Below are 23,999 nucleotides of genomic sequence, written 5' to 3'. Positions count from 1 at the left end.
AGCGTTCACCTCGAATATCGGGATATGTTCAGCAGGATGCCGAGCGCCGTCAGCAGCAGCGTCAGCGACGAGCCGCCGTAGCTGACGAGGGGCAGCGTGATGCCCGTGACCGGCAGCAGGCCGATGACGACGCCGATGTTGATGAACACCTGCACGGCGATAATGCCGGTGATGCCGACGGCAAGCAGGCTGCCGAACGTATCCGGCGCGGTGATCGCGGTGCGCAGGCCGCGCCAGATCAGGACGAGAAACAGCAGGATGAGGGCCGCCCCGCCGATGAAGCCCAGTTCTTCCGCCCAGATGGAGAAAATGAAGTCGGTCTGCGGCTCCGGCAGGTAGCTGTATTTCTGGCGGCTCTCGCCGAGCCCGAGCCCGATCAGGCCGCCGGGGCCGATCGCGTACAGCGACTGGATGATCTGATAGCCGGAGCCGAGCGGATCCTGCCACGGGTCGAGAAAACCGGTGATCCGCTTCATCCGGTACGGTTCGGCGATGATGAGGCCGACGAGGCCGGCCGCGCCGATCCCGGCCAGCGCGCCGAGATGGAGCAGCCGGGCGCCTGCCGCATAGATGATCAGCATCGTCGCGCCGACCATGACCGCGCCGCTGCCGAGGTCCGGCTGCAGCATGATCAGGCCGAACGCGCAGCCCATGATTGCAAGCGGCGGCAGCAGCCCGCGCGTGAAGCCGGCGATCTCCTGCTGCCGGTCCGAGAGATATTTCGCCATGAAGATGACCATCGCCAGCTTCATGAATTCGGACGGCTGAATGCCGAACGAGCCGATGCCGAGCCAGCTCCGCGCGCCGCCGCGCACGACGCCGACGCCGGGAATGAGCACGATGAGGAGCAGCGCGAAACAGGCGATAAGGACCGCGGGCGCGTATTTTCGCAAGACCCGGTAGTCGGTTCCCGCCATGACGATCATCATGCCGATTCCGAGCGCGGCGAACAGCAGCTGCCGCTTCAAATAATAGAAAGCATCGCCGTATTCGCGCAGCGCGAGCACGGCGCTGGAGCTGTACACCATGACCAGACCGGCGGCCAGAATGAGCAGAACGGCCCCGATCATCCACATGTCCGGGGCGGTGCGGGCTTTCGGCATGCTGCGACACCTCTTGCACTGAGAATTGGGGGACAGCCCCCTTCGTTACAAGATATGCGCCGCTTTCTTAAAAATACGCCCCCGCTCTTCATACGACTTGAACATGTCCCAGCTGGCGCAGGCGGGCGACAACAGGACGGCGTCCCCCGGTTCGGCCAGCGCGTCCGCCTCCCGCACCGCCCGCTCGAGCGTCGCTTCCGGGCTCGCTTCGGGCTCGACGACGCGGATATGCCGGATGCCCGCCGCTTCCGCCGCCTCCGCAAGCTTCCGGCGCGTCTCCCCGATGGCGACGAGCGCCTTCACTCTCTCGCGCAGCACCGGCACCAGTTCCGCATAGTCCGAACCGCGGTCCAGTCCGCCGGCCAGCAGCACGACCGGCCCCTTCACCGAGCGGATCGCCATCGTCGTGGCGGTCGGATTCGTATCTTTCGAGCTGTTGTAGAAGCGGATGCCCGCCTTCTCCCGCACGAATTCGAGCCGGTGCTCGACGCCGCGGAAGGCGCGCAGCGGTGCCGCGAGCGCTTCAGCGGGCACGCCGGCGGCCAGCGCCGCCGCCGCCGCCGCGGCCGCATTGGCGGCGTTGTGGCGCCCCGGAATGCCCAGCTCGTCCACGGCGATGATGGCGGTGCTGACGCCGCCGGTCCGCCGGACGATCGTCCGGGATGCGCCGTCGTCTTCCGGCGACGGGGGATAAGGCGGATCGACGAAGACGCCTTCCTCGAGCCGCTGCCGGATGGCAAACGGCACGATCCGCGCCCGGATGCCTTCGGCCAGACGCCGGCATTCCGGGTCGTCCCAATTGACGACCGCAATGTCCTCCTCCGTCTGGTTGGCGAACAGCTTCGCCTTCGAGGCCGTATAATCGTCCATGCCGCCATGGTAGTCGAGATGCGTCTCCGCCACATTGGTCAGCACGCTGATGCGCGGCCGGAAGGCGGACGTTCCTTTCAGCTGGAAGCTGCTCAGTTCGGCGACGAGCCAGCTGTCGGCCCCCGCTTCCCGCGCCGCGTCGGTGAGCGGCCGGCCGATGTTGCCCGCGACGATCGCCTTTCGCCCCGCCGCTTCGAGGAGCCTCCCGATCAGCGTCGTTGTCGTCGTTTTGCCGTTCGATCCCGTAATGCCGATGATCGGCGCGTCGGTCAGCCACCAGGCGACTTCCACTTCCGTGACGATTTCAATGCCCAGCTCAAGCGCTTCGCGCACGGGCGGGGACGAGTAGGGAATGCCCGGATTTTTCACCACCAGGGCGGTGTCCGGCGTCACGAGCCCCTCCGGATGACCGCCGCAGAGAACGGAAATGCCCAAAGCGGTCAGTTCGGCCGCTTCGGGACACTGTTCAGGCGGTTTGACATCGCTCGCGATCGTCTCCGCGCCCAGCGCGTGGAACACTTTGGCGACGCTGACGCCGCTCCGCGCCAGACCGAGCACGACGACCCGGCGGTTCCGGTAAGTCGAGGGATGTTGCATGCTGCCACTCCTTTGGATGTCGAACCGTGACGCCGGACGGCTACACCGCGCCGTTCAGCATCAGGCCGGCGGCGGCGAACAGAAATCCGGCCGCCCAGAACATGGTGACGACCTTCCACTCCGACCAGCCGCCCACTTCAAAATGGTGATGAATCGGACTCATGCGGAAAATCCGTTTGCCGCGCAGTTTGAACGAAGCCACCTGCAGCACGACGGACAGCATTTCAATGACGAAAATGCCGCCGATGACAATGAACAGCAGCTCGGTTTTCGTCAGGATCGCGACGGCCGCGAGTCCTCCGCCGATGCCGAGGGAGCCGGAATCGCCCATGAACACTTTCGCGGGATGAGCGTTGTAGACGAGAAACCCGAGCACCGCGCCGATCATCGCGGCGGAGAAGACGGCCGCTTCCGGCTCGGCGGCCCGAAGCGCCACGATCGCGAACGCGGCGAACGCGATCGCGCTTGTCCCGGACAACAGGCCGTCGACGCCGTCCGTGAAGTTGACGGCGTTGCCGACCGCCATGAACATCAGAATGATGAACGGATAATAGAAGAGGTGCAGATCCAGGCTCACATCCGTCCCCGGCAGCGCGATCGACGTGTCGTGCCCGGCGCGGTACAGGATGATGCAGATGATGATCCCGAACAGCAGCTGGCCCAGCAGCTTCTGCCGCGCGGTCAGGCCGAGCGAACGCTTCAGGGCGATCTTGATATAGTCGTCCAGAAAACCGACAAGGCCGAACCCGAGCATTGCAATCAGCAGTACCCAGAATTCCGCCGTATATTCGGCGTATCGAAGAAAAGAAACGGCGGCGGCAAACAAAATGATGATGCCGCCCATCGTCGGCGTGCCCGACTTCTTCAGATGGGTCTGCGGCCCGTCGGACCGCACCTGCTGGCCGAACTTGAGCCGCTTGAGCAGCGGGATGGCCAGCGGCCCCAGGAGCACGGCGAGCAGGAAGGATACGCCGAGCGGGAGCAACAGTACAGGTATATCCAAAAAAGGTCTCCTCCTAACCCCGGACGAGCGCGTGCACGACTTCTTCCATCCGCATGCCGCGCGATCCCTTGACCAGAACGAGATCGTCCGGCGCAAGTTCGGCGAGCAGCCGGCGGACGAGGGCGTCCTTGTCCGCGAAATGGATCGCCCGCTCCGGCCCGAGCCGCTCCGCCGCGCCGCGGACCGTGTGCTTCGACCGTTCGCCCACGGCCAGCACCGCGTGGATCCGATCGGGGTTTGCGGCCGCGCCGGTCTCATAGTGCAGCCGGTTCTCGTCCGGTCCGAGTTCCAGCATGTCGCCGAGGACGAGCCATTTGCGCCGGTAGCCCGTCAGCTCGCCGACGAACGCGATCATCGCCTTCACGGAAGCCGGACTGGCGTTGTAGGTGTCGTTCAGCACGACCGCGCCGTTTGCGGCATGTGTCGTCTCGAGCCGCATGGCCGACAGCTTGACCGCGCCGAGGCCCTGCCGGATGCTTTCCGGATCCAGGCCGAGCAGCGCGCCGACGGCGGCGGCAGCCAGCGCGTTCGCCACGTTGTGGCGCCCCGGGACCGGCACCCGGAACTCGCCAGGCCACTCGGGACCTTCGGGCGGTCGGATCGTGAATGCCGATTCCTTCGCCGTGGCGGCGAGCAGCTTCGCCGACCAGCCGTCCTCCCGGCCGAGCGCGAACGTCTCGAGGCGCCACTTGCCGTATCCCTCCGCCCGCTTCGCGCCTTCCCGGAGGAGCGGCTCGTCTCCGTTAATGAGCAGGACGCCGCCTTCTTTCAGTCCGGCGGCAATCTCGAGCTTCGCCTTCGCGATGCCCTCCCGCGAGCCGAGCTGCAGCAGATGGGCGTCGCCGATATTCGTAATGACGGCGACATCGGGCCGGGCGATGCGGGTGAGCCGCTCGATCTCGCCGAAGCCGCTCATCCCCATCTCGAGCACGGCCGCTTCCGTATTCTCGTCCATTGCGAGAATCGAAAGCGGCAGTCCGATATGATTGTTCAGATTGCCTTCCGTCTTGTGGACGCGCAGCCGCCGGGCAAGGACGGACGCCGTCATGTCCTTCGTCGTCGTCTTGCCGTTGCTGCCGGTAATGCCGATGACCGTTGCGGACAGCTGGCCGCGGTAGGCGGCGGCCAGCCGCTGCAGCGCGGCCAGCGTGTCGTCCACCAGCAGCAGCGGACGGCCGGCCAGCGCTTCCGGCACAGGGCGGCCGGCCTGCCAGAGCGAGGCTGCCGCGCCGCCGGCGAACGCGTCCCCCACATAGTCATGCGCGTCGAACCGTTCACCGCTGAGCGGCACGAACAGCCGTCCCTCCGCGGGGCGCCGGGAATCCGTCGCCACGCCGCAGATCCTGTCATCCGCGCGCCGCGCCGCGGCTTCGTTCATTTCCGCGCCGCACATGGCGGCCAGCTGCGCCGTCGTTCGTCTGATCACGGCCGTCTTCTCCTTATCGCTTCGCCGGCGACGAGCCGGTCGTCGAAATCGATCTTGCGATCCCCGATAATCTGATAGGTCTCATGACCTTTGCCCGCAATCAATACTACATCTCCGGGGCTTGCCATTTCAACCGCTTTTTCAATCGCCGCGCGCCGGTCCGCAATCCGCTCGTAGCGCTCCGCGGACACGCCGTCCTCCCGCAGCCCCGCCTCGATGTCGTCCAGGATCGCCTCGGGATTCTCGGTGCGCGGGTTGTCGGACGTCAGGATGACATGGTCGGCGTAGCGGGCGCCGATGCTGCCCATGATCGGGCGTTTGCCGCGGTCGCGGTCGCCGCCGCAGCCGAAGACGAGGATGAGCCGCCGCTCCGCGATCTCCTTCACCGCCTTGAGCACGTTCTCGAGCCCGTCCGGCGTATGCGCATAATCGACGATCACCGCGAACGGCTGCCCGGCGTCGACCGCCTCGACCCTGCCCGGCACGCCCTGCACCCGCTCCAGCCCTTCTTTCACGTCCTCGAGCGACACGTCCTCGACGAGCGCCGCGGCAATCGCCGCCAGCGCGTTGTACACGTTGAACTTGCCGACGAGACGCAGCGCGATGTCCGCCTCGCCGCGGAACGTGACCGCCTTGAACGACGTACCCCTGGCCGTAATGCGGATGTCTTCCGCGCGGACGTCGGCCGGACGGTCGATGCCGTAGGTGATCGTCTCCGCCGCCGTCGCCCGCGCGAAGGCGGCGGACGCCGGATCGTCGGCGTTCAGCACGGCGTATGCCCGCTCGTCCGGCTGCGCCGGATAGACATTGCCGAGCCGGGCGAACAGCAGCTCCTTCGCCGCGGCGTATCGCTCCATCGTACCGTGGTAATCAAGATGGTCCTGGGTCAAATTGGTGAAAACCGCCGTGCGGAATTTTGCGCCTTTGACCCGGCCCTGCTCAAGCGCGTGTGACGACACTTCCATCGCGCAGTAGGCCGTGCCCTCGGCCGCCATGCCGGCGAGCAGCCGCTGCAGCTCGAGCGCGTCAGGCGTCGTGCCGGACATCGGAAGGGAGCGGCCGCCGAAGCGCGCTTCGATCGTGCCGATGACGCCGCATGTTCTTCCCGCTTCCTGCAGAATGCTCTCGATGAGATGTGTCGTCGTCGTCTTGCCGTTCGTGCCGGTGACGCCGATCAGCTTCACCCGCGCGCTCGGGGAACCGTAGAACCGGTCGGACATGACCGCCATCGCCAACCGGCTGTCCTTCACCACAATCTGCGGCACGTCCAGAGGCAGCCGGCGCTCGACGACGAGCGCCGCGGCGCCGCGCTCCACGGCTGCCGCCGCATAGTCGTGGCCGTCCACCGTATGGCCGGGCAGGCAGAAGAACAGATCGCCCGGCTTCACCTTGCGGGAATCGGTGCACAGCCCTCCGGGGCGAAGATCGCCGCCTTCCAGTTTTGCCGTGACGAGCAGCCCCGTAAGTTCGCTGAGCAGCATGCGCCGTACCTCCTTGCAAGCAGCCTGATATTTTCCATTATAGACGGGCCTGGCCGAATCTAGGCGTCGTCCTTGCCCAGGTAGATGCGGATCGTCGATCCCCGCTCCACCCGTTCGCCCGCCGCCGGCGCCTGCCGGATGACCACAGAGCCGGAACCGGAGGCGGCCAGGTTGAAGTTCATGTTCAGATCTTCATACAGATCGGACACCGTCTTGCCGACCAGATTCGGTACGGTGACGATCGGCGTGTCGCCGTAGTTCAATTTCTTTTCCAATTGCTCTTTGCGCGGCTTCACACCCAGCTCCGGCAGCGCATCGGCGAGAATGTTCCGCACGATCGGCGCGGAGACGAGGCCGCCGAACTGGATGCCGCGCGGGTTGTCGACGGCGACATACACGACGATCTGCGGATCGTCCGCCGGCGCGAAGCCGATGAACGAGACGATATGCTCGGTCGGCGAATACCGGCCGTTCACCACTTTCTGCGCCGTGCCCGTCTTGCCGCCGACGCGGTAGCCGTCGATGAAGGCGTTGCGGCCCGTTCCCCGCGCCACCACGCTTTCGAGCGCTTCCCGGATTTTGTCCGACGTCTCCGGCGAGATGACCCGCCGCACCGCCTCCGGCTCGAATTGCTGCACGATTTCACCGGTATCGGGGTGGATGAGCGCCTTCGCGACATGCGGCCGGTACAGCGTGCCGCCGTTGATCGCCGCCGAGATCGCCGCGACCTGCTGGATCGGCGTCACCGACACCCCCTGTCCGAACGACGTCGTCGCCAGCTCGACCGGACCGACGCGTTCCGGCTTGAACAGGATGCCGTTCTCTTCGCCCCTCAGATCGATGCCGGTTTTCGTGCCGAAGCCGAAGTTGCGGATGTATTGGAACAGCACGTCTTTGCCCAGCCGCTGTCCGAGCGTCACAAAGCCGGGGTTGCACGAATTTTCCACCACTTCGAGGAACGTCTGGCTGCCGTGGCCGCCTTTTTTCCAGCAGCGGAGCCGCGCGCCGCCGACCTCGATCGCGCCCGGGTCGTGGAACCGCTCGCCCAGCAGATCGACCTTCCCTTCCTCGAGCGCCGCGGCCAGCGTGATGATCTTGAACGTGGAGCCGGGCTCGTAGGTCATCCAGATCGGCAGGTTCCGGTTATACACTTCGGACGGCACTTCCCGGTATCGGTCCGGCTCGTACGTCGGCCGGCTCGCCATGCCGAGAATTTCGCCCGTGTTCGGATTCATCGCGATCGCAAGCGCGGCGTTCGGCTGGAGCCGGACCATCGCGTCGTCCAGTTCGCGCTCGATGATCGTCTGGATCATGTAGTCGATGGTAAGCTGCAGATGGAGTCCGTCCTTCGGCTCGCTGTACGTATCGGAAGACCCCGGCATTCTGCGGCCTCCCGCATCCGACAGGAAGGATACGCTGCCGGAAATGCCGCTCAGCATTTTGTCATACGACAGTTCGACGCCGGTCAAACCCTGGTTGTCGATGCCGGTGAAGCCGAGCACATGCGCCGCAAGACTGCCGTATGGATAATACCGCTTGTTATCCTCGGCGACAACGATGCCCGGCAGGTTCATGTCGCGGATTTCCGCCGCCTTCTCCGCCGAAATTTTCCGTCCTCCCGGCTGGATGCGGACGATCAGCTCGCGCTTCGTCACGAGCCGGTAGACGTCTTCCTTCTTCATGTCCAGGGCGAGCGCCAGCCGTTCGGCCGTCTCACCGGGATTTTCGATCTGCGCCGGAATGGCCATGACCGTCGGCGAACTGATGTTGTAGGCGAGCCGGACGCCGTTTCGGTCCAATATCTCGCCGCGCTTTGCCGTGACGGGAATGTTCCGCCGCCAAGATTCTTCCGCGCGGGCGGCCAGTTCCCCGCCTTCCCAGAGCTGTACGTATCCGAGCCGGATGATGAGCGCCAGGAACAGGGCGATTCCGCCGAGCAGAATCTGGAACAGCCGCCGCCTGACCGTGAGGCCCGATATCCGGTTGCGCATGCCGATCTCCTCCGAACGGGCGGAATTCGAAGCGTGGGACCGCTTCTCTCACAGCCTATTCGGACGAGTCCGCGAGTAGAACAGGCCTCATCCCCCTCCGCCGTCGCCGGAATCCTCCGTTTCGCCTTGCCGCTCGCCGTCCGCTTCGGACGATGCGCCTTCCTCTCCGGTTGATCCGTCTTCCTCCGCTTCGTCTCCGTCCGAGGCGGCGCCGTCGGGAAGCACGGCCGGCGTTCCCGGCGGCTCGAGCTTCAGGCTCAGCACCCGTCCGCCGGCTTCTTCCGACAGCGACTGCTCGGTAACGAAACCTTCGCCTTCGATGCGGCAGCTCAGCTCGAGCAGCGAACAGATCTCGAGCGCGTCGCGGAGCGGCAGCCCGGTCAGGTCGGGCACCTGCAGCTTGCTCCGCTCCTCCGTGATGAGATAGATCCGCTGCGACAGCGACATGTTCGTGCCCGGCTGCGGAATTTGCTGGAGCACCGTCGTGCCCTCGCCCACCACTTCGAGATTGAGCGAGCGTGCCCGCAGCTCCTCGCGGGCTTGCGATACGGCGAGCTCTGTCACGTCGGGCACCGCAATCACCTTCTCATTGCGCGTGCCCGTGTTCAGCGCCTTCACCGCGTTCGACGGACCGATGCCCAGATGGCGCAGGCTTTGCAGCGTAATTTCCTTGAACACCGGGGCCGCCACCGAGCCGCCGCCCGCATACGGGTCGTTCGGTTCGTCGACGACGACGTAGACGACGATCTTCGGGTCTTCGACCGGCGCATACCCGATGAAGGAGACGATGTACTTGCCTTCTTCGTATTGCCCGTTCACGACTTTCTGCGCCGTGCCGGTCTTGCCCGCGACGCGGTAGCCTTCGATGAACGCGTTCTGCCCCGTTCCGTCGGCGACGACCTGTTCGAGATATTCACCGACTTTTCGCGCCGTCTCTTCGGAGATGACCCGGCGCACCGCCTTCGGTTCGACGCGCTGCACCTTGCCGTCCGACGGATCCTCGATCTTCTCCACGAGCTGCGGCTGCATCAGCACGCCGCCGTTCGCGATGGCCGCAACCGCCGCCACCTGCTGGATCGGCGTCACCTGCACCCGTCCCTGGCCGAAGGTGAGCGTCGCCCATTCCGTTGCGTAGCGCGGCGCAACCATGCCGGACAGTTCTCCCTTGAGCGGAATGCCCGTCGGCTGGCCGAAGCCGAACGCGTCGATGTACCGTTTCAGCGTGGAGGTTTCCATTTTCTCGTAGCCGAGTTTGACGAACGCGACGTTGCTGGACTTTTTGAGCCCCTCCAGCATCGTGATCTCGCCCCAGCCCTCGCGCTTGTGGTCGCGGATCGTCTGGTCGGCGACCCGGATGCTGCCGGACATGTAGGTTTCGTTCGGATCGAATACGCCTTCCTCGACCGCCGCGGCCAGCGTCACGATCTTGAACGTCGAGCCCGGTTCGTACAATCCCTTGATCGCGTAGTCGAAATCGGCGCCCGGTTTCGTCTCCCAATACTCGTTCGGATTGTAGGACGGCAGCGACGCCATGCCGAGAATTTTCATCGTTTTCGGATCGGCCGCGATCGCTGTGATGCTCTTCGGTTGATACTTGTCGTAGGTATCCTTGATCGCTTTCTCCAGGTAATACTGGATGTCCGCATCAATCGTCAGCTGCACGTTCTTGCCGTGCACGACCGGATCGATTTCAACATGCCCGTTCTGAATCTGCACGCGGTTGCCGTCGCGCTCGTACTTGATGCGGCCGTCCTTGCCGCGCAGCAGCTCGTCCAGCGACAGCTCGATGCCGTTCATCGCTTCGCCGGCCTTGTTCACATAGCCGATCACATGCGCGGCCAGCGAATTTTTCGGATAGAAGCGTTTCTGCTCTTCGAGCAGGTAGATGCCGACTTCTTTCTCCCCGATCCTGTTCCTCAGCTCTTCGCGGTAAGCCGAGATCTGGTCGGCCAGTTCCTTGTCGATCTTCCAGCCTTCATTGCGCACTTCGCGCTGGCGGAAGAACTTGCCTTCCGCGTTGCGCTTCGTCGCAATTTCGTACAGTTCGTCCCTCGGCTTGCCGAGCAGCTCATGCAGCTTGTCCACGACTTCGTCGACAATGCCGAGCTTGTTCAGCACCTCCGGGCTGACCGCCACGGTATAGCCGGCGACATCCATGGCGAGCACATTGCCGTCCCGGTCGGTAATCTTGCCGCGCACCGCCGGGATCTTCTCGGATGCCGACCACGTCTCCTTCGCTTTTGCAAGCCAGAACTCGGCATGTACGACCTGGACGACATAGATGCGGATGACGAGAACGACAAACAGGAGGGTCATAACCCCCCCGATCGCCAGGGATCTCAGCTTGATGCGCCTGATCACGTGATCACCCTAATCTTTCATCGCCGTGCGCGCCGATTCGCCGCTGACTTGCAACGAAATGACGTCATCGAACTCCGGATAGACCATGCCGAGCTCGAGCGCTTTCTCCGTAATCTCGTTCGGGTCGCTGAGCGTCTCCACTTTCCGCTCCAGTTCTTTGATCTGCACATTCAATTGCTCGTAACGCTGCGTCAGTTCGCGGATTTCAAGATTCATGCGATAAATTTCCGCATATCGAAAAATGATGACGCTGGCCGTAATGACGCAGACGACAACGGTGAACAGATACAGCAGCTTCTCCTGGACGGGCAGCGGCTTGCGCCGGATGACCGTCTTCCGCCTTTCCTGGGCGGAAGCGTTATGTTCCGGCCGCTTGTTCGGCTTCATGGCCAGGTTGCCGTGCATGTAGGCCATTGTCAATCCCCCTTGCTTGTTCAGATCGCAATTCACGTATTTCACGGTCCGGGCGGCAGCTTCTCCGCGATCCGCAGCTTCGCCGAACGCGCCCGCGGATTCGCCGCGATTTCTTCCGCTCCGGGTTCGATCGGTTTCCGGTTGACCAGCCGCAGGGTGCTGCTCGCGCCGCAGACGCACATCGGAAAATCCGGCGGGCAGGTGCAGGACTGGACATATTTCGCAAAAATCTGCTTGCAGATTCGGTCTTCCAGCGAGTGAAACGTGATGACCGCGACCCGTCCGCCTGGTTTCAGGCAGGCGACCGCCTGATGAAGCGCGTCTTCCTCTGCGCCCAGCTCGTCGTTCACCGCGATCCGGAGCGCCTGGAATGAACGCCGCGCCGGATGGCCGCCCGTCCGCCGCGCCGCCGCGGGGATCGCCTCCTTCACAAGCTCGGCCAGTTCGCCGGTCGTGGCGATCGGGCGCCGCTTGCGGGCTTCGACGATCGCCTTCGCGATTCTCCGGGCGAACCGCTCCTCGCCGTAGCGGTCGAGGATGTCCGCGATTTCCCGCTCGTCCCATCCGTTGACGATGTCCGCCGCCGTCAGGCCGGACGTGCGATCCATCCGCATGTCGAGCGGCGCGTCGTGCCGGTAGCCGAACCCCCGCTCGGCTTCATCCAGCTGCGGGCTGGAGACGCCGAGGTCGAACAGGATGCCGTCCACCTGCGGCACGCCTTCGTGTGTCGGGACACCGGTTTCCAGGAGCTTTTCCTCGAGGTGGCGGAAATTGCTCCGGATCAGCGTGACGCGGTCCATGTATGGCGCGAGCCGCCCGCGTGCATGTTCGATCGCCGACTCATCCTGGTCGAAGGCGATCAGGCGGCCTCCTTCGCCGAGCCGCGAAGCGATCAACTCGCTGTGGCCGGCTCCGCCGAGCGTGCAATCGACGTATATGCCGTCCGGCTTCACCTTGAGGCCGTTCACGGCTTCTTCAAGCAGCACCGTTACATGATGAAACAAAGGTCTTTCCTCCCGGGGCATGTTCGTCCGAGTCCGGCCGGCTACAGATTGAAGTCGAAGTCGACCAGCTTCTCGGCGATTTCGTTGAACGCCTCTTCAGACTGCCGATAGTAGCCTTCCCATGCCGCCTTGCTCCAGATTTCCACGCGGTTGGATACGCCGATCACGACGCATTCCTTCTCGAGCTTGGCGTAGTCGATCAGATGATTCGGCAGATTTACCCTGCCCTGTCTGTCCAGCTCGCATTCGACCGCCCCGGAGAAAAAGAACCGGGCGAACGCGCGGGTATCCGACTTCATGAGCGGCAGCGACTTGAGCTTCTGCTCGAGCACGCTCCACTCGGCGGACGGATAGACGAACAGGCAGTTGTCGAGGCCGCGGGTGACGATGAATTTCACGCCGAGATGTTCGCGGAACTTGGAAGGAATCGTGAGACGGCCCTTGTCGTCTATGGAATGTTGGTATTCACCCATGAACATTCGGCCGCTCCACTCCTTCCCCCAAGTTTCCCACTATGCCCCACTTTCCACCACTTAGCATGTTCTATTCGCCACCTGACAGCAGATTCCTGCTGCCGTTAGCCATTTTCGAAATTAATATTTTATGAGGTTAAGAAAACCGGGGCGGCCGGTGCCGTCTTTCAGGGAAACTGCGGTTGCTCCGGGCTGGGACGCGGCGGATCATCTCCGGATTTTCTGCGAATTTGACTGATTTCAGAAATATAAGCGAAATGTTTTCGTCTGTTTTGTCCATTTCGGCCGAAATCCGCCCGTCCTGCTCCACACCGCGGGACCGCGTTCCGACCAAGCAAAAAACGGCCGGGAACCATGTCCCGACCGATCGCGCTGTGCAGGATTTTCAATGCTCCTGCCAGCTTTCCAGATACCGCTTCTGATCGTCGCTGAGCCGGTCGATCGCCGAACCCAGCGATTCGAGTTTCAGCCTTGCCACCTGCTCGTCGATTTCGTACGGCACGTTCACGACGCGGCGGCCGATCGACTCGTGCGCCTCGTTCACATACTTCAGCGCCATCGCCTGCAGGGCGAACGTCATGTCCATGATCTCGGCCGGATGGCCGTCGCCCGCCGCCAGGTTGACGAGCCGTCCTTCCGCCAGCAGGTACAGTCGGCGGCCGTCCTTGAGCCGGAATTCCTCGATATTCTTGCGCACCGTGCGCTTGCTCACGGACAGCGCCTCAAGATCCGGCTTGTTCACTTCGACATCGAAATGACCGGCGTTCGCAAGCAGAGCGCCGTCTTTCATCACGGCGTAGTGCTCGCCGCGGATGACGTCGCGGTTCCCCGTCACGGTAATGAAAATATCGCCGATTTTCGCCGCCTCCAGCATCGGCATCACGGCGAAACCGTCCATATAGGCTTCGACCGCGCGAATGGCGTCGACCTCGGTGACGACGACATTTGCGCCGAGCCCTTTCGCCCGCATCGCGACGCCTTTGCCGCACCAGCCGTATCCGGATACAACGACCGTCTTGCCCGCAACGACGAGGTTCGTCGTCCGGTTGATGCCGTCGAACACGGACTGACCCGTGCCGTACCGGTTGTCGAACAGATATTTGCAATAGGCGTCGTTGACGGCCACCATCGGGAACCGGAGGGCGCCGTCCCGCTCCATCGCCTTCAGGCGCAGGATGCCCGTCGTCGTCTCCTCCGCGCCGCCGCGCACGTTCGCAAGCAAATCTTGCCGCTCGGCGTGCAGGATGGCGACGAGATCGCCGCCGTCGTCGATGATGAGGTCCGGCTTCGTCTCAAGCGTCTTGACGAGCAGTTCTTTATACTCTTCCGGCCCCGGGTTGTATTTCGCAAAAACCGCAATGCCGTCTTCCACCAGCGCGGCGCAGACATCATCCTGCGTCGACAGCGGGTTGCTGCCCGTGATCGCCACTTCCGCGCCGCCGGCGGCAATCACTTTCGCGAGATAGGCCGTCTTCGCCTCCAGGTGGAGCGAGATCGCGACCTTGAGTCCGGCGAACGGCTTCTCCCGCTCGAACCGCTCCCGGATGCGGTTCAACACCGGCATATGCGCCGCCGCCCAGTCGATCTTCAGATGTCCTTCCGGCGCAAGCCGGATGTCGGTAATGACGCTTCTCTCCACAACGCCCAACGGGGCAACCTCCTTCACGGCGCCGATTCTGCCGGCCCCTTGTAGTTATGGCTCACAAATCAATGCGATAATGGCCCCCGAGCGGATGAAACGGCACCGCACGCAGCGCTTCCAGCCAGCCGCCGCCCCAGGCGTTCCACATCGCCGCCATATTGAGCACCCGCTCCTGCTGCCGGCCGCCCGGCGCCAGCCAATCGCCGATGCGGTCGAACCGCCGGATGTCGGCTTCGTACCGCCGGTTGCGCGATTCCAGCGCCTTCTGCTCGAGCCAGCGGATCTGTTCGCGGATTTTCTCCTTGTTCTTCTGCCCGAGCGGACCGAGGCCGCTGTCAGCGGCGGCAAGTTCCGCGATCAGCGGGTCGTACAGGGCGTCAAACCGCCGCGCCGCCTCCGCGAACAGCCGCTCCACCGGCAGGCTGTCGTGCGCCGCGAGCCAGGCCCGCTTCCGTTCCTCCAGCCGCTCGCTTACATCGTCCATCGTCAGCCCGAACATCTCCATCCGCTTGCGGATCGCGCCGTCCGTCACCGTGAACGACATCCGCGGGACGATAATCGGCATCTCCATCCCGAATGCGCGGAACGCATCGCCGACCTGCGCCCAATACGCGATCTCGCCCTGTCCGAGCACCGTCGCCAGCACCGGCAGCACGTAATCCTGCATCAGCGGCCGCGTCAGCACGTTGTTGCTGAACAGATACGGTGCTTCCAGCGCGAGCCTCTCCAGCTCGCCGCGGCCAAGCGCAAAGGTGCGCCGCTTGTCGATGAAGTTCTCGCCGTCCCGGTAAAGCATGACCCGCTCGCCCGCCGGGGCGCCCGGTCCGATGCCGCCGAACCGCTCGTCGCGGAACAGGAACAGGTTCGCGCCGCCCGGCTGCAGCTCCGCCTGCACGGCATAGCCGAGCCGCTTGAGCTTCTCCTCCGCCGAAGCGAACGCCGATGCGAGCCCGTCGTTCTCGGCGACCATCCGCCGGAACATCGGCGCCTCGACGGCCCGGATCGCCGGATCGTCCGCATCCATCAGAATGAGACCGTCTTCGGCGAACAGGTCCGCCATCAGCGCGCCGAACCAGTCGGACAGCGTCTCCGCTCGCGCGGCCGACGCTTCGATCCTGTCGAGAAGCGCGGGCTTGAACTCGGAATCGGGAAGCGACGCGGCCAGCGACCGGATCGCGCCCTCGATCCGCTCACGGCCGAGCTTCGTCCGGCTGACCGAAGTCCGCGGGTGTTCTTCCCGTTCAACCGCAATCCGCACAAGTCCCGTCTCGCGCGATACGATGTAGGCGTGATTCGCCTCCTGCCAGTCGTGGTCTTCGCCGGCAATCCAGAACACGGGCACCACCGGGCGTCCCGTCTTCTCTTCCGCCCATCGCGCCGCATGAATGATGGACAGCGCCTTGTAAATGACCAGGACAGGCCCCGTGAACAGCCCGGCCTGCTGACCGCCGACGACGGCCAGCGCCCCGGCCGCCAGCCGGTCGATGTTCGCCAGCGCCCTGCCTGAAGCGCCGATGCGCCTGTTGTATGCCGCAAGCGCCTCCGCGACCCGCGTCGCGTCAGCGCGGTCGTGACGATGCCTCTCGAGCCGCTCCGCCCTCCGGCGCCAAGCCTCCGGATCGCCGGCATGACCGCCGAACAGGGCGGCGAGCTCCGGATCAGTTCCCCGAACATAGGCTTCGCTGACGGGCGAACTGATCGAATTCGTCAAACAGTGAACGTGCATGGATGCGTCCGTTCCTCCTCGCGCTCACTCCGCTTGTGAATGTTTACATCTGATTGTACCAACGCGCGCAACAACCGTCAAAATTATAACCCATCCACACTGTATCAGGAAAACGGCTGTCCGGGAAGACGGGACCGCATCAAAAAAAACCTCCGTTTATCCGGAGGCTTCATACTTGAACAATCGATCGAATGAGACCGACAATCAGAAAGATGATGTACAGGACGGCCAGGACGAAGAAGCCGACCCGCCAGACGACCCGGACGATGCGGACAGGATCAAACCTGCCCTTGGTCCGGTGCTGCAGGTTGCCGAGCAGTCCGGCGCCGATCAGCATGACCAGCAGAATGCCGTAAAATCCGAACGAACCGCCGAACAGTTGATTGAACAGCCCGGAGACGCTGCCGATCAGAAATACCATCGTCACGTCAATGGCAAGCTGAATCGACTGCTTCCGGTCCCTTGAATAAAGGTACGTGCCGATATAGACGGCAGCGAACGGAATAAACGGAAGAACGGACAAATAGCCGTAAGCCTGCTTCACGACTTCCCATAATGCTCCCATGGCTCCAAGCCTCCCCCCGGCTCATTCGGACCGATCGCACCGACCAGGGCTGCCACCGCCTCATTGAGCGGCGCAGCGATGCCGGCTTTTCGGGCCAGCCGGGCGACCCCGCCGTTGATTGCGTCAATTTCCGTCGGCCTGCCCGCCTCGACGTCCACAAGCATGGAAGACCGGTTGTCCGCCGTCCGCCGGATGACGTCGAGCAGCCTGTCCCATTCTCCGCCGTCCGTCCGCATGCCGGCTGCCTTGAGCACCGCGAGCGTCTCGTGAAAGAGCGCCCTCATGAGCCTGCGCCGGACGGGATCCCCGGGCAGCTCTCCGTTCTTCACGCGGAAGAGCGCGGTGAGCGGATTGACGACCGCATTCACGAGCAGTTTGCCGTACACATGATCCATGATGTTGTTCGACAAGACCGCCGCAATTCCTGCCGCGGAGAGCGTGTCAACCAACAAAATTTGGCGTTTTCTGCCGATCGCGGGATGCATGCCGATCACGGTCCGGCCTTCTCCGGTCAGGCGGACGGCAGCCGGCCCTTCGCGCAGCGCGCCTTCCGTCGTGACGGCATGAAGGAGCGGCATCTCCGGCATGCGGGATGCGAGATATTCCATATGTCCGATGCCGTTGGCCAGGCAGATGACCGGCGCACGTTCCACGCCGGCGAGCGTCCGCAAGAAGCGGACGGCGGATTCCCCGGTAAGCTGGTGCGATTTCATCGCCGCGATGATCCACCGCTCCCGGCCGGCGTCCGCCGCAGCCGCCTCCGCCGCGGCTTCCGGTTCGGCCGGACGCGCATCCGGCGCCGCGCGCACCATCCCGTCGCCAACGGCCAGCGTTGCGCCTCCCTCGCGGATCAGCGCGGCCTGCTCCCGCGTCCGCGTCCACAGCCGCGTCCCGACGCCGGCGGCGGCCAGCCGCACCGCCCAGGCCAGACCGATGGCGCCGCCGCCCGCGATCTCGACCAGCATGCCAATCCCTCCCATCGTTTTCGGGATCATTGTATCATCCTCCCGAAAACGATAAAAGGCATGTCCCGGCCCGGTCGCCGTCATGCCTCGGGTTGCGCCCGCGGGCGCCTGCTTATTCGATGCGCTCGAGATTGCCGTTCGCGTCCATCTTGAACCTTGGCTTCCCTTCTTCCCCTTCCTCCAGCACCGCCAGCCGCCGCGCCCGGTCCATGATCTGGATCAGCGTCCTGTAGTCGTCGTTTACGGCGCGGTATTCGCTCTTGGTATTCGTGATGTCGCGGATCAGCTGTTCGTTTTTGGCGCGGAGCTCCTGGATTTCCTCATCCCGCTCCTTCAGCTCTTTCTCGAGCGACTTGATCTGGCGCACCGCGTCCTGATAGGCGTTGCGCCAGCCGCGCAAATGCCGGATGATCGCATCGAATGACAGCGGTTCCTCGACGCCCGCCGCGATCCGCCCGGCCTGTTCGCTCTGGTCGCCCTGAGGCGGCAGCTGCTGCCCGGAGCCGGCCTTCTTCATCTGGTTCCGCTTCTGCCGCTGCTGCTTGGCGAGCTGAATCGCTTCCTCATAGCGTTTGCGCACGCAGCTGTTCCAGCGGAACCCGCAAGCCGCGCTCGTCCTCCCGATCCGCTCCCCCACTTCCTCAAATGCCGCAAGCTGCGTGCTTCCTTCCCGAATATGGCGAAGCGTCACTTCGGCCAAAATGAGATCGTCCTCCGGTGTCCATGCGTCTTGTCTGACTGCCGCCATAAACCCACAACCTCCCAACAAAATAAGTCGCTTGTTTTATCTCTATGCCCTTGGTAGAGTTCATAGAATCTATCGCATACTCAAATGTATTGCCATTATCCCCGGGGCGCATACATGAAGCCGCGTTCCGAAGGGCATGCTAACGGGGACCGGCGCGTGGCGGACGAAAAGTTCGCCGAATCGTCAAGGTTCCCGGTTTACTCCGGCGGCAAGCGGCGCTATAATGGACGATAGGTTATGGGATCCGTGGCAACGAGAGGGGGATATTGATATGGCACGCATGTTCCGGGTGCTCGGCGTGTTGACGCTTGCGATCGGGCTGATGGCTTTCGCGGGCGGCTTGATCGAGATGGCGCTGCTCTTCTTCTTCCAGACCGCGTTCTTCATCCTGCTGGGTTACCTGAATCTGTCGGAACGCAGCTACATATTGACGTTCTGGGGATATATGATCGTCGCATTCCTCGGATTCACGTACTATTCCGTCTTCGTGATGGAAATGCCGTACTGATCCGGCGGCGAACGAAAAACAGCCTCGCAATGCGTGCGGGGCTGTTTTTCGTTTCTTACGGCCGCTCGAGCACGACCACCTTGAACAATTCGCTCATCCCGTCGCTGAGCAAGAGCTGGCGCACCGCCCGGTTGCGGCGCGCTTCCGGGGAGAACGGATCCGTCCCGGCGTGCTCCCGGAGCAGCTCCAGCACGCCGCCCTCGAGCAGAAACCGCATCTGCGTGCCGTACCAGGCGGTCCGCCATCCGCATTGTTCGGCCGTTCGCATCACCGCGGTGAAATTGACGTGCGCGGTAATATCCTGGTCCCCGGGATACCGGTAGGGGTTGTCGTGCACGACATGCCGCCGGTAGCAGCGCATCGTGCCCTTCATGCGGTGCGGAGCGAGCAGCTCTTCCTGCACGTCGCCGTAATCGATCAGCACGATCCGGCCTGCCCGCACGATGCCGAGCATCTGCTCCAGCCAGGCGAGCGCATCCGTCCCCCACTCGGCCTCCTGCCCTTCGAGCGGCATCAGCCCTTCCGCTTCCAGCCTGTTCAGCGACGCCTGGTCCAGCGGCATCAGCGCGTCGCGCAGCCGCCCTTCCCGCTCGTCGTACGCCGCCCCGATCTCCCAGAGCATACCGCCTTCCCGCTTGATGCGCCGGAACGGGAACGCGTCGAGCAGCTCGTTCGCGAGGATGAGCGGCCTCTCCGCTTCAGCCAGGCGCGCCTCCGCCTCGTCCGGCGCAAGCGCTTCGACCGATGCGGCGAATCCGGCCTCCGCGGCGCCGCGGCGGGCCGCCTCCCGATGGCCGGCGTGGCTGTCCGCCATCACGTACCGGACGGAAGCCGCCCGGTCCGGCTCGATATTCCGCCATTCCTCAAGCAGCCGGATGCCGAGGCGCCCGGTTCCGGCTCCCCATTCGAAGACGACCGGCGGCCGGCCGCTTCCCGCAAACGTCCCGCTCGCGAAGCGCGCCAGGACGGCGGACATAATGCCGCCGATGTCGGCGCTCGTGTAGAAATCGCCCTCACGGCCGACCCGGTTCGGGCCGGCGGCGTAATAGCCGTGCTTCTCGTCATACAGACAGACGGCCATGTAGTCGCGGAACGGAATGGCCGGCAGGCTTCGGCGCTTCCCGTCCGCATCCGTGACATATCCCGTCCGCCCGTCTTCCCGGATGCGCCGGATCAGAAGTCCGGTCAGTTCCGTCATTTGCGTTTCATCCCGTTCCGTCATGGTTCGCATCCTTTCCCGGACGGCGTCCTCCTTCCCGGAAAAACCGGATGAAGGACAAAACCGCACCTTCCGATTATAATGGGAACAAGTCCGGCATACGTATGGTGTTATCCGGCTGCGAGAGGAGGACCAGCGCTTGCATCGTCCGCGCAGAAATCGGCTCGCCGCCTTGCTGGCAGCCGTTATGATCATCTGGGCAGCGGCTCCCGGGCCGGCGCTCGCCGAGGACGAAAGTGCCATGAGCGATGAGGAAGTCCGCGAGCTGCTCGAGAAAAGCCTGAACATCGCCGAGCTCGACAAGGAGATCGAGCGGATCGCCGGCCAGCGCAAGGAGACGGCCGGGAAGATCCAGGCGCTGAACGACAGCATCGCCGGACTGGAGGCCGAACTCGACCTGCGCCGGGAACGCGTCGGCGACGTGCTGAGGTCCTGGTACATGGGCGAGCGGGATGTGCTGATTCAGGCCATCTTCTCGTCCGACAGCCTGTCGGATCTGCTCGCCATGCTCGATTATCTCGACGAAATGTTGTCCCATGACAAGTTTACGCTCGAAACCTATCGCAAGCAACGGGAAGACTGGCTGGATGAGCGCGAGCGGCTGATCGCGGAGGAGAAGCGGCTGGAAGAGATCGAGCGGGATCTGCGCCTGCAGCGCGAACGGGTGATCCGCCTCCGTGCCGAAGTGGACGGCATCATCAATTCCAGCGGAGACAGCGAACGGCTCCGGCTGCTCATCGCCGAATGGCTCGCCTACTGGGAGAATACCGGCCTGCCCGAAGTCGAACGCCATTTCCGGGCGCTGGCGGACGCGATGGAGAGCCTTCCCGGATGGCTCGCCGAGCGGAAAGACCTTGTGAAACAGTCGGGCTTCACCTACACCGTGCGTCTGCCGGAAGACGACCTGAACGCGTTCCTCCGGGAACAGAATCCGCTGTTTGAATCTTTCGCCTTCCGTTTCGAAGACGGCGTTGTGTCGGCATACGGCCGGCGCGAAGATCTCGAAGTGGAAATCGCCGGCAGCTACACCATCGAAGACGAACCCGAGCATGTCGTCCGGTTCCATACCGAGAAGATCGTGTTCAACGGCTTCGCCCTGCCCGACACGACGATCCGCGAACTGGAGCGGCGGTTCGACCTCGGCTTCTATCCGCAGCTGCTCGTGCCGCTGGTCCGAGCCACCGCCGTCGACGCCGACGACGGCGTGCTCACCGTCGAGCTGCGCATCGGGCTCCGCCGCCGGCAGAGCGGCGATGCGGAATGACAACCCGCCGGCCGGGCGGCATGCAGCCGCCGCGCATCCGTGCCCCGCTGCAGGGCGGTCAGCCCGCGGCGGGGCGCGTCATTCTCCGCGGCGGGGATCACAGACGCTCGGCCGCGAGCTGCGCCAGCTTCGAGCGCTCCCCTTTCTCCAGCGTCACATGGCCGCTGATGGACTCCGATTTGAACTTTTCCACGATCAGCGTCAGCCCGTTGCTTACCGAATCGAGGTACGGATGGTCGATCTGTTCCGGATCGCCGATCAGCACGATCTTGCTCCCTTCGCCGACGCGGGTGACGATCGTTTTCACCTCGTGCCGGGACAGGTTCTGCGCCTCGTCGATGATGATGTACTGCCCCGGAATCGACCTGCCGCGGATGTAGGTCAGCGCCTCGACCTGTATGCTCCCCAGCCCCATCAGGATTTTGTCAAGATCGCCCGACTTTTTCGCATCGAACAGATACTCGAGATTGTCATAGATCGGCTGCATCCACGGACGAAGCTTTTCGTCCTTCTCTCCCGGCAGATAGCCGATGTCCTTCCCCATCGGCACGATCGGGCGTGCGATCAGCAGCTTCTTGTACCGCCGCTCGTCCTCGACCTTGTGCAGCGCCGCGGCCAGCGCCAGCAGCGTCTTGCCCGTGCCGGCCCGGCCGGTCAGCGTGACGAGCGGAATGTCGTCGCTGAGCAGAAGTTCCAGCGCCATCCGCTGCTGCGCGTTGCGGGCGGTGATGCCCCAGACCGGATCGCCGGCGAGCCGCAGCGGCTCAAGCCGCGTCCCGTCGGTCGACACCTTGACGAGCGCCGATTTCGACGTGCCCGTCTCGTCTCGCAGAATGACGAATTCATTCGGATAGACGGTCTTCCCGAGCTCGGATACGGCAAGCGAGCGGTCCGTGTAGAACGCGTCGATGACCCCCGGATGGACATACACCTGCGAATACCCGGTATAGAACGCGTCGGGCGACACGGTCCGGTCCGACAGGTAATCCTGCGCCGGCAGGCCGAGCACATCCGCTTTCACCCGGACAAGCACGTCCTTGCTGACGACGATGACCGGACGGGGAGAATCGCTCTCCTGTTCCTCCAGATGATAATTCAGCGCCACGGCGAGCATCCGGTTGTCGCTGGTCATCTCGCCGAACCGGGCTTTCAGCCGGATGAAGCTGCGGTGATTGAGTTCGACCTTGAGCACGCCGCCCTGATCGAGCGGAATGCCTTCATGCAGCCGTCCCCGTTCCCTGAGTCCGTCGAGCATGCGCGAGACTTGCCGGGCATTGCGGCCGATTTCGTCCTGCAGCCGTTTCTTCGCGTCGATCTCTTCCAGCACGACGGCGGGAATAACGACCACATTGTCCTCGAATTTCAGCGGTGCCTGCGGATCATGGAGCAGCACATTGGTGTCGAGCACGTAGATTTTCTTCATCGCGGATACCTCCCGGCGTCGGTATGGCAGCGTGAAAATACATATCAGCGGAACATCGGGGCAACGCTAAGGACAGATCGCGAAGGACAGATATCGAACGAAAAGCGATGAAAGGATGCGGAGCGATGACGAAACGGTTCGCCTGGTGTCTGGTCGTCAGTCTGTGCATCATGGCTGCCGCCGGCTGCGGCAGACAGACGGGGAACGAGCAAACTTCACCTCCTCCCGGCGCCGACGGAGTGCAAACGCGGAATGCGCAGGAGATGCAGAAACTCGAAATCGATGATCCGGCGGCCGTCGCGCGCCATCTCGAAACGCTGGCGAAAAACATCCCCGGCGTACAAGACGCGCGATGCGTCGTATTCGGCAATACGGCCGTCGTCGGCATCGATGTGGACGAGAAACTCGACCGTTCGCGGGTCGGGACGATCAAATATTCCGTCGCCGAAGCGTTCCGCAAAGATCCGTACGGCATCGACGCCTTCGTCACGGCCGACATGGATCTGAATGAACGGATCCGCGAGATTCGCGCCGACATCCAGGCCGGCCATCCGGTCGCCGGATTTGTCGAAGAACTGACCGACATCATCGGCCGGATCATGCCGCAGCTGCCGCGCGATGTCGAGCTGAAAGATCCGCCGGAGACGGAAGCGCCGAAGACGGACGGGCGGCTGTAACAGCCCGCAAGAAACAAGGAAGCCTAACGGCCCCACCAGGGTCGCTAGGCTTTCTTCATGGCTTCGAATACTTGTCCGTCGAGTTTGTCGGCGGCGCGCTTGTCGTACGTTTTCTCGTACTCGGGCAGCGCCGTGAGCCGCGCGCCGTAGAACATCGCGTCGCGCACCGCGGAAATCGCGATGTCGAAACAGACGAGCCGGAACGGCACGCCTTCCAGCGCGTCCGTCACGATCGATGCCGTCCCGTAGACGGCTTGCACCGTCCCGCCGGCAAACAGCGTCACGGCAACGGACGGATTGTTCTTCAGATTGGCGACAAGGCGGGAACGCCCGTCGACGGCGAACCGGAGCACGGACGGGTTCGGCGCGAAAATCCACGAAATCGCGTTCGTCGTCGGGGAACCGGTCTCCGCGTCGATGGTATGCAGCAGTACGAACGTTTCGCCCTGCATGGCGGCAAACTGCGCGTCAGTCAGCGCTGTCAACGTTTCAGCCACCAGCATGACCTCCTTGGCTGCGTGGATGGGGAATTCACAAAA

21 protein-coding genes are annotated in these 23,999 nt (G+C 63.7%); 3 read left to right on the top strand and 18 right to left on the bottom strand.

Annotation, left to right across the window (positions count from 1 at the left end; all coding sequences use genetic code 11):
- Positions 1 to 5 precede the first annotated feature (5 nt).
- From spoVE to KJQ12_RS06880, 15 genes are all read right to left on the bottom strand, one after another.
- Positions 6 to 1,103: a stage V sporulation protein E gene (spoVE, locus tag KJQ12_RS06950; protein ID WP_213484029.1), complete on the bottom strand. Its 1,098-nt coding sequence runs from the start codon at positions 1,101 to 1,103 to the stop codon at positions 6 to 8.
- A gap of 45 nt (positions 1,104 to 1,148) precedes the next feature.
- The gene (murD, locus tag KJQ12_RS06945; protein ID WP_213484028.1) at positions 1,149 to 2,570 is read right to left on the bottom strand and encodes a UDP-N-acetylmuramoyl-L-alanine--D-glutamate ligase; all 1,422 of its coding nucleotides are present in this window, start codon (positions 2,568 to 2,570) and stop codon (positions 1,149 to 1,151) included.
- A gap of 40 nt (positions 2,571 to 2,610) precedes the next feature.
- The gene (mraY, locus tag KJQ12_RS06940; protein WP_213484027.1) at positions 2,611 to 3,573 is read right to left on the bottom strand and encodes a phospho-N-acetylmuramoyl-pentapeptide-transferase; all 963 of its coding nucleotides are present in this window, start codon (positions 3,571 to 3,573) and stop codon (positions 2,611 to 2,613) included.
- Positions 3,574 to 3,586: 13 nt separating this feature from the next.
- Positions 3,587 to 4,999 (bottom strand): UDP-N-acetylmuramoyl-tripeptide--D-alanyl-D-alanine ligase, encoded by a 1,413-nt coding sequence (locus KJQ12_RS06935; protein ID WP_213484026.1) that lies wholly within the window; start codon positions 4,997 to 4,999, stop codon positions 3,587 to 3,589.
- Entirely contained in the window at positions 4,996 to 6,480 is a 1,485-nt protein-coding gene (locus KJQ12_RS06930) for a UDP-N-acetylmuramoyl-L-alanyl-D-glutamate--2,6-diaminopimelate ligase (RefSeq protein ID WP_213484025.1), read from the bottom strand. Before KJQ12_RS06930 ends, KJQ12_RS06935 begins: the two co-directional genes overlap by 4 nt.
- A 59-nt stretch (positions 6,481 to 6,539) precedes the next feature.
- Positions 6,540 to 8,471: a stage V sporulation protein D gene (locus KJQ12_RS06925; protein ID WP_213484024.1), complete on the bottom strand. Its 1,932-nt coding sequence runs from the start codon at positions 8,469 to 8,471 to the stop codon at positions 6,540 to 6,542.
- 87 nt (positions 8,472 to 8,558) lie between these two features.
- Positions 8,559 to 10,832, bottom strand: a complete 2,274-nt coding sequence (locus KJQ12_RS06920; RefSeq protein ID WP_213484023.1) for a PASTA domain-containing penicillin-binding protein — start codon at positions 10,830 to 10,832, stop codon at positions 8,559 to 8,561.
- Positions 10,833 to 10,841: 9 nt separating this feature from the next.
- The gene (ftsL2, locus tag KJQ12_RS06915; protein WP_015255180.1) at positions 10,842 to 11,246 is read right to left on the bottom strand and encodes a cell division protein FtsL; all 405 of its coding nucleotides are present in this window, start codon (positions 11,244 to 11,246) and stop codon (positions 10,842 to 10,844) included.
- Between the two features lie 41 nt (positions 11,247 to 11,287).
- The gene (gene rsmH / locus KJQ12_RS06910; RefSeq protein ID WP_213484022.1) at positions 11,288 to 12,250 is read right to left on the bottom strand and encodes a 16S rRNA (cytosine(1402)-N(4))-methyltransferase RsmH; all 963 of its coding nucleotides are present in this window, start codon (positions 12,248 to 12,250) and stop codon (positions 11,288 to 11,290) included.
- A 41-nt stretch (positions 12,251 to 12,291) separates the two neighbouring features.
- Positions 12,292 to 12,729 (bottom strand): division/cell wall cluster transcriptional repressor MraZ, encoded by a 438-nt coding sequence (mraZ, locus tag KJQ12_RS06905; RefSeq protein WP_213484021.1) that lies wholly within the window; start codon positions 12,727 to 12,729, stop codon positions 12,292 to 12,294.
- 379 nt (positions 12,730 to 13,108) lie between these two features.
- Entirely contained in the window at positions 13,109 to 14,371 is a 1,263-nt protein-coding gene (locus KJQ12_RS06900) for an adenosylhomocysteinase (protein WP_213484020.1), read from the bottom strand.
- Between the two features lie 52 nt (positions 14,372 to 14,423).
- Positions 14,424 to 16,091: a bacillithiol biosynthesis cysteine-adding enzyme BshC gene (gene bshC / locus KJQ12_RS06895; protein ID WP_213484019.1), complete on the bottom strand. Its 1,668-nt coding sequence runs from the start codon at positions 16,089 to 16,091 to the stop codon at positions 14,424 to 14,426.
- Positions 16,092 to 16,260: 169 nt separating this feature from the next.
- Positions 16,261 to 16,656, bottom strand: a complete 396-nt coding sequence (locus KJQ12_RS06890) for a DUF3397 domain-containing protein (protein ID WP_015255185.1) — start codon at positions 16,654 to 16,656, stop codon at positions 16,261 to 16,263.
- Positions 16,632 to 17,651 carry a ketopantoate reductase family protein gene (locus KJQ12_RS06885; protein WP_052835888.1) on the bottom strand — a complete coding sequence of 340 codons (1,020 nt, stop codon included), beginning with the start codon at positions 17,649 to 17,651 and terminating at the stop codon, positions 16,632 to 16,634. Before KJQ12_RS06885 ends, KJQ12_RS06890 begins: the two co-directional genes overlap by 25 nt.
- 82 nt (positions 17,652 to 17,733) lie before the next feature.
- Entirely contained in the window at positions 17,734 to 18,369 is a 636-nt protein-coding gene (locus KJQ12_RS06880; protein ID WP_213484018.1) for an RsfA family transcriptional regulator, read from the bottom strand.
- A 271-nt stretch (positions 18,370 to 18,640) separates the two neighbouring features.
- On the opposite strand from KJQ12_RS06880, the gene KJQ12_RS06875 reads away from it, so the two are divergent.
- Positions 18,641 to 18,877 (top strand): DUF2626 domain-containing protein, encoded by a 237-nt coding sequence (locus KJQ12_RS06875; protein WP_213484017.1) that lies wholly within the window; start codon positions 18,641 to 18,643, stop codon positions 18,875 to 18,877.
- Between the two features lie 55 nt (positions 18,878 to 18,932).
- Here KJQ12_RS06875 and KJQ12_RS06870 read toward each other — a convergent pair whose 3' ends face one another.
- Positions 18,933 to 20,099 carry an SAM-dependent methyltransferase gene (locus KJQ12_RS06870; RefSeq protein ID WP_213484016.1) on the bottom strand — a complete coding sequence of 389 codons (1,167 nt, stop codon included), beginning with the start codon at positions 20,097 to 20,099 and terminating at the stop codon, positions 18,933 to 18,935.
- A gap of 136 nt (positions 20,100 to 20,235) precedes the next feature.
- On the opposite strand from KJQ12_RS06870, the gene KJQ12_RS06865 reads away from it, so the two are divergent.
- Complete coding sequence (locus tag KJQ12_RS06865) at positions 20,236 to 21,360, top strand: coiled-coil domain-containing protein (protein ID WP_213484015.1); 1,125 nt, start codon at positions 20,236 to 20,238, stop codon at positions 21,358 to 21,360.
- Between the two features lie 97 nt (positions 21,361 to 21,457).
- Here the strand turns inward: KJQ12_RS06865 and KJQ12_RS06860 are convergent, their stop codons facing one another.
- Entirely contained in the window at positions 21,458 to 22,783 is a 1,326-nt protein-coding gene (locus KJQ12_RS06860; RefSeq protein WP_015255191.1) for a PhoH family protein, read from the bottom strand.
- Between the two features lie 125 nt (positions 22,784 to 22,908).
- Between KJQ12_RS06860 and KJQ12_RS06855 the strand changes: the two genes are divergently transcribed.
- A complete protein-coding gene (locus tag KJQ12_RS06855; RefSeq protein WP_015255192.1) occupies positions 22,909 to 23,460 on the top strand; it encodes a YhcN/YlaJ family sporulation lipoprotein in 552 nt (183 codons plus the stop codon).
- A gap of 44 nt (positions 23,461 to 23,504) precedes the next feature.
- Here the strand turns inward: KJQ12_RS06855 and KJQ12_RS06850 are convergent, their stop codons facing one another.
- On the bottom strand, positions 23,505 to 23,957 hold the full coding sequence (locus tag KJQ12_RS06850; protein WP_213484014.1) for a pyridoxamine 5'-phosphate oxidase family protein: 453 nt from the start codon (positions 23,955 to 23,957) through the stop codon (positions 23,505 to 23,507).
- Between the last annotated feature and the right edge of the window lie 42 nt (positions 23,958 to 23,999).

The organism is Thermobacillus xylanilyticus, from assembly GCF_907165215.1.
In the GTDB taxonomy this organism is placed as follows: Bacteria; Bacillota; Bacilli; order Paenibacillales; family Paenibacillaceae; genus Thermobacillus; species Thermobacillus xylanilyticus.
Note: the sequence above shows the minus strand (reverse complement) of the source record. Positions and strands in the feature narration are given on the sequence as shown.

What these genes read in the sequence shown, in the direction of transcription:
- KJQ12_RS06855 (WP_015255192.1), top strand. Translation starts at nt 22,909, where the DNA reads ATGACGAAACGGTTCGCCTGGTGTCTGGTCGTCAGTCTGTGCATCATG.
- murD (WP_213484028.1), bottom strand. Translation starts at nt 2,570, where the DNA reads ATGCAACATCCCTCGACTTACCGGAACCGCCGGGTCGTCGTGCTCGGT.
- KJQ12_RS06925 (WP_213484024.1), bottom strand. Translation starts at nt 8,471, where the DNA reads ATGCGCAACCGGATATCGGGCCTCACGGTCAGGCGGCGGCTGTTCCAG.
- ftsL2 (WP_015255180.1), bottom strand. Translation starts at nt 11,246, where the DNA reads ATGGCCTACATGCACGGCAACCTGGCCATGAAGCCGAACAAGCGGCCG.
- mraZ (WP_213484021.1), bottom strand. Translation starts at nt 12,729, where the DNA reads ATGTTCATGGGTGAATACCAACATTCCATAGACGACAAGGGCCGTCTC.
- spoVE (WP_213484029.1), bottom strand. Translation starts at nt 1,103, where the DNA reads ATGCCGAAAGCCCGCACCGCCCCGGACATGTGGATGATCGGGGCCGTT.
- KJQ12_RS06880 (WP_213484018.1), bottom strand. Translation starts at nt 18,369, where the DNA reads ATGGCGGCAGTCAGACAAGACGCATGGACACCGGAGGACGATCTCATT.
- KJQ12_RS06870 (WP_213484016.1), bottom strand. Translation starts at nt 20,099, where the DNA reads ATGACGGAACGGGATGAAACGCAAATGACGGAACTGACCGGACTTCTG.
- KJQ12_RS06875 (WP_213484017.1), top strand. Translation starts at nt 18,641, where the DNA reads ATGGCACGCATGTTCCGGGTGCTCGGCGTGTTGACGCTTGCGATCGGG.
- KJQ12_RS06930 (WP_213484025.1), bottom strand. Translation starts at nt 6,480, where the DNA reads ATGCTGCTCAGCGAACTTACGGGGCTGCTCGTCACGGCAAAACTGGAA.
- KJQ12_RS06860 (WP_015255191.1), bottom strand. Translation starts at nt 22,783, where the DNA reads ATGAAGAAAATCTACGTGCTCGACACCAATGTGCTGCTCCATGATCCG.
- KJQ12_RS06890 (WP_015255185.1), bottom strand. Translation starts at nt 16,656, where the DNA reads ATGGGAGCATTATGGGAAGTCGTGAAGCAGGCTTACGGCTATTTGTCC.
- bshC (WP_213484019.1), bottom strand. Translation starts at nt 16,091, where the DNA reads ATGCACGTTCACTGTTTGACGAATTCGATCAGTTCGCCCGTCAGCGAA.
- KJQ12_RS06885 (WP_052835888.1), bottom strand. Translation starts at nt 17,651, where the DNA reads ATGATCCCGAAAACGATGGGAGGGATTGGCATGCTGGTCGAGATCGCG.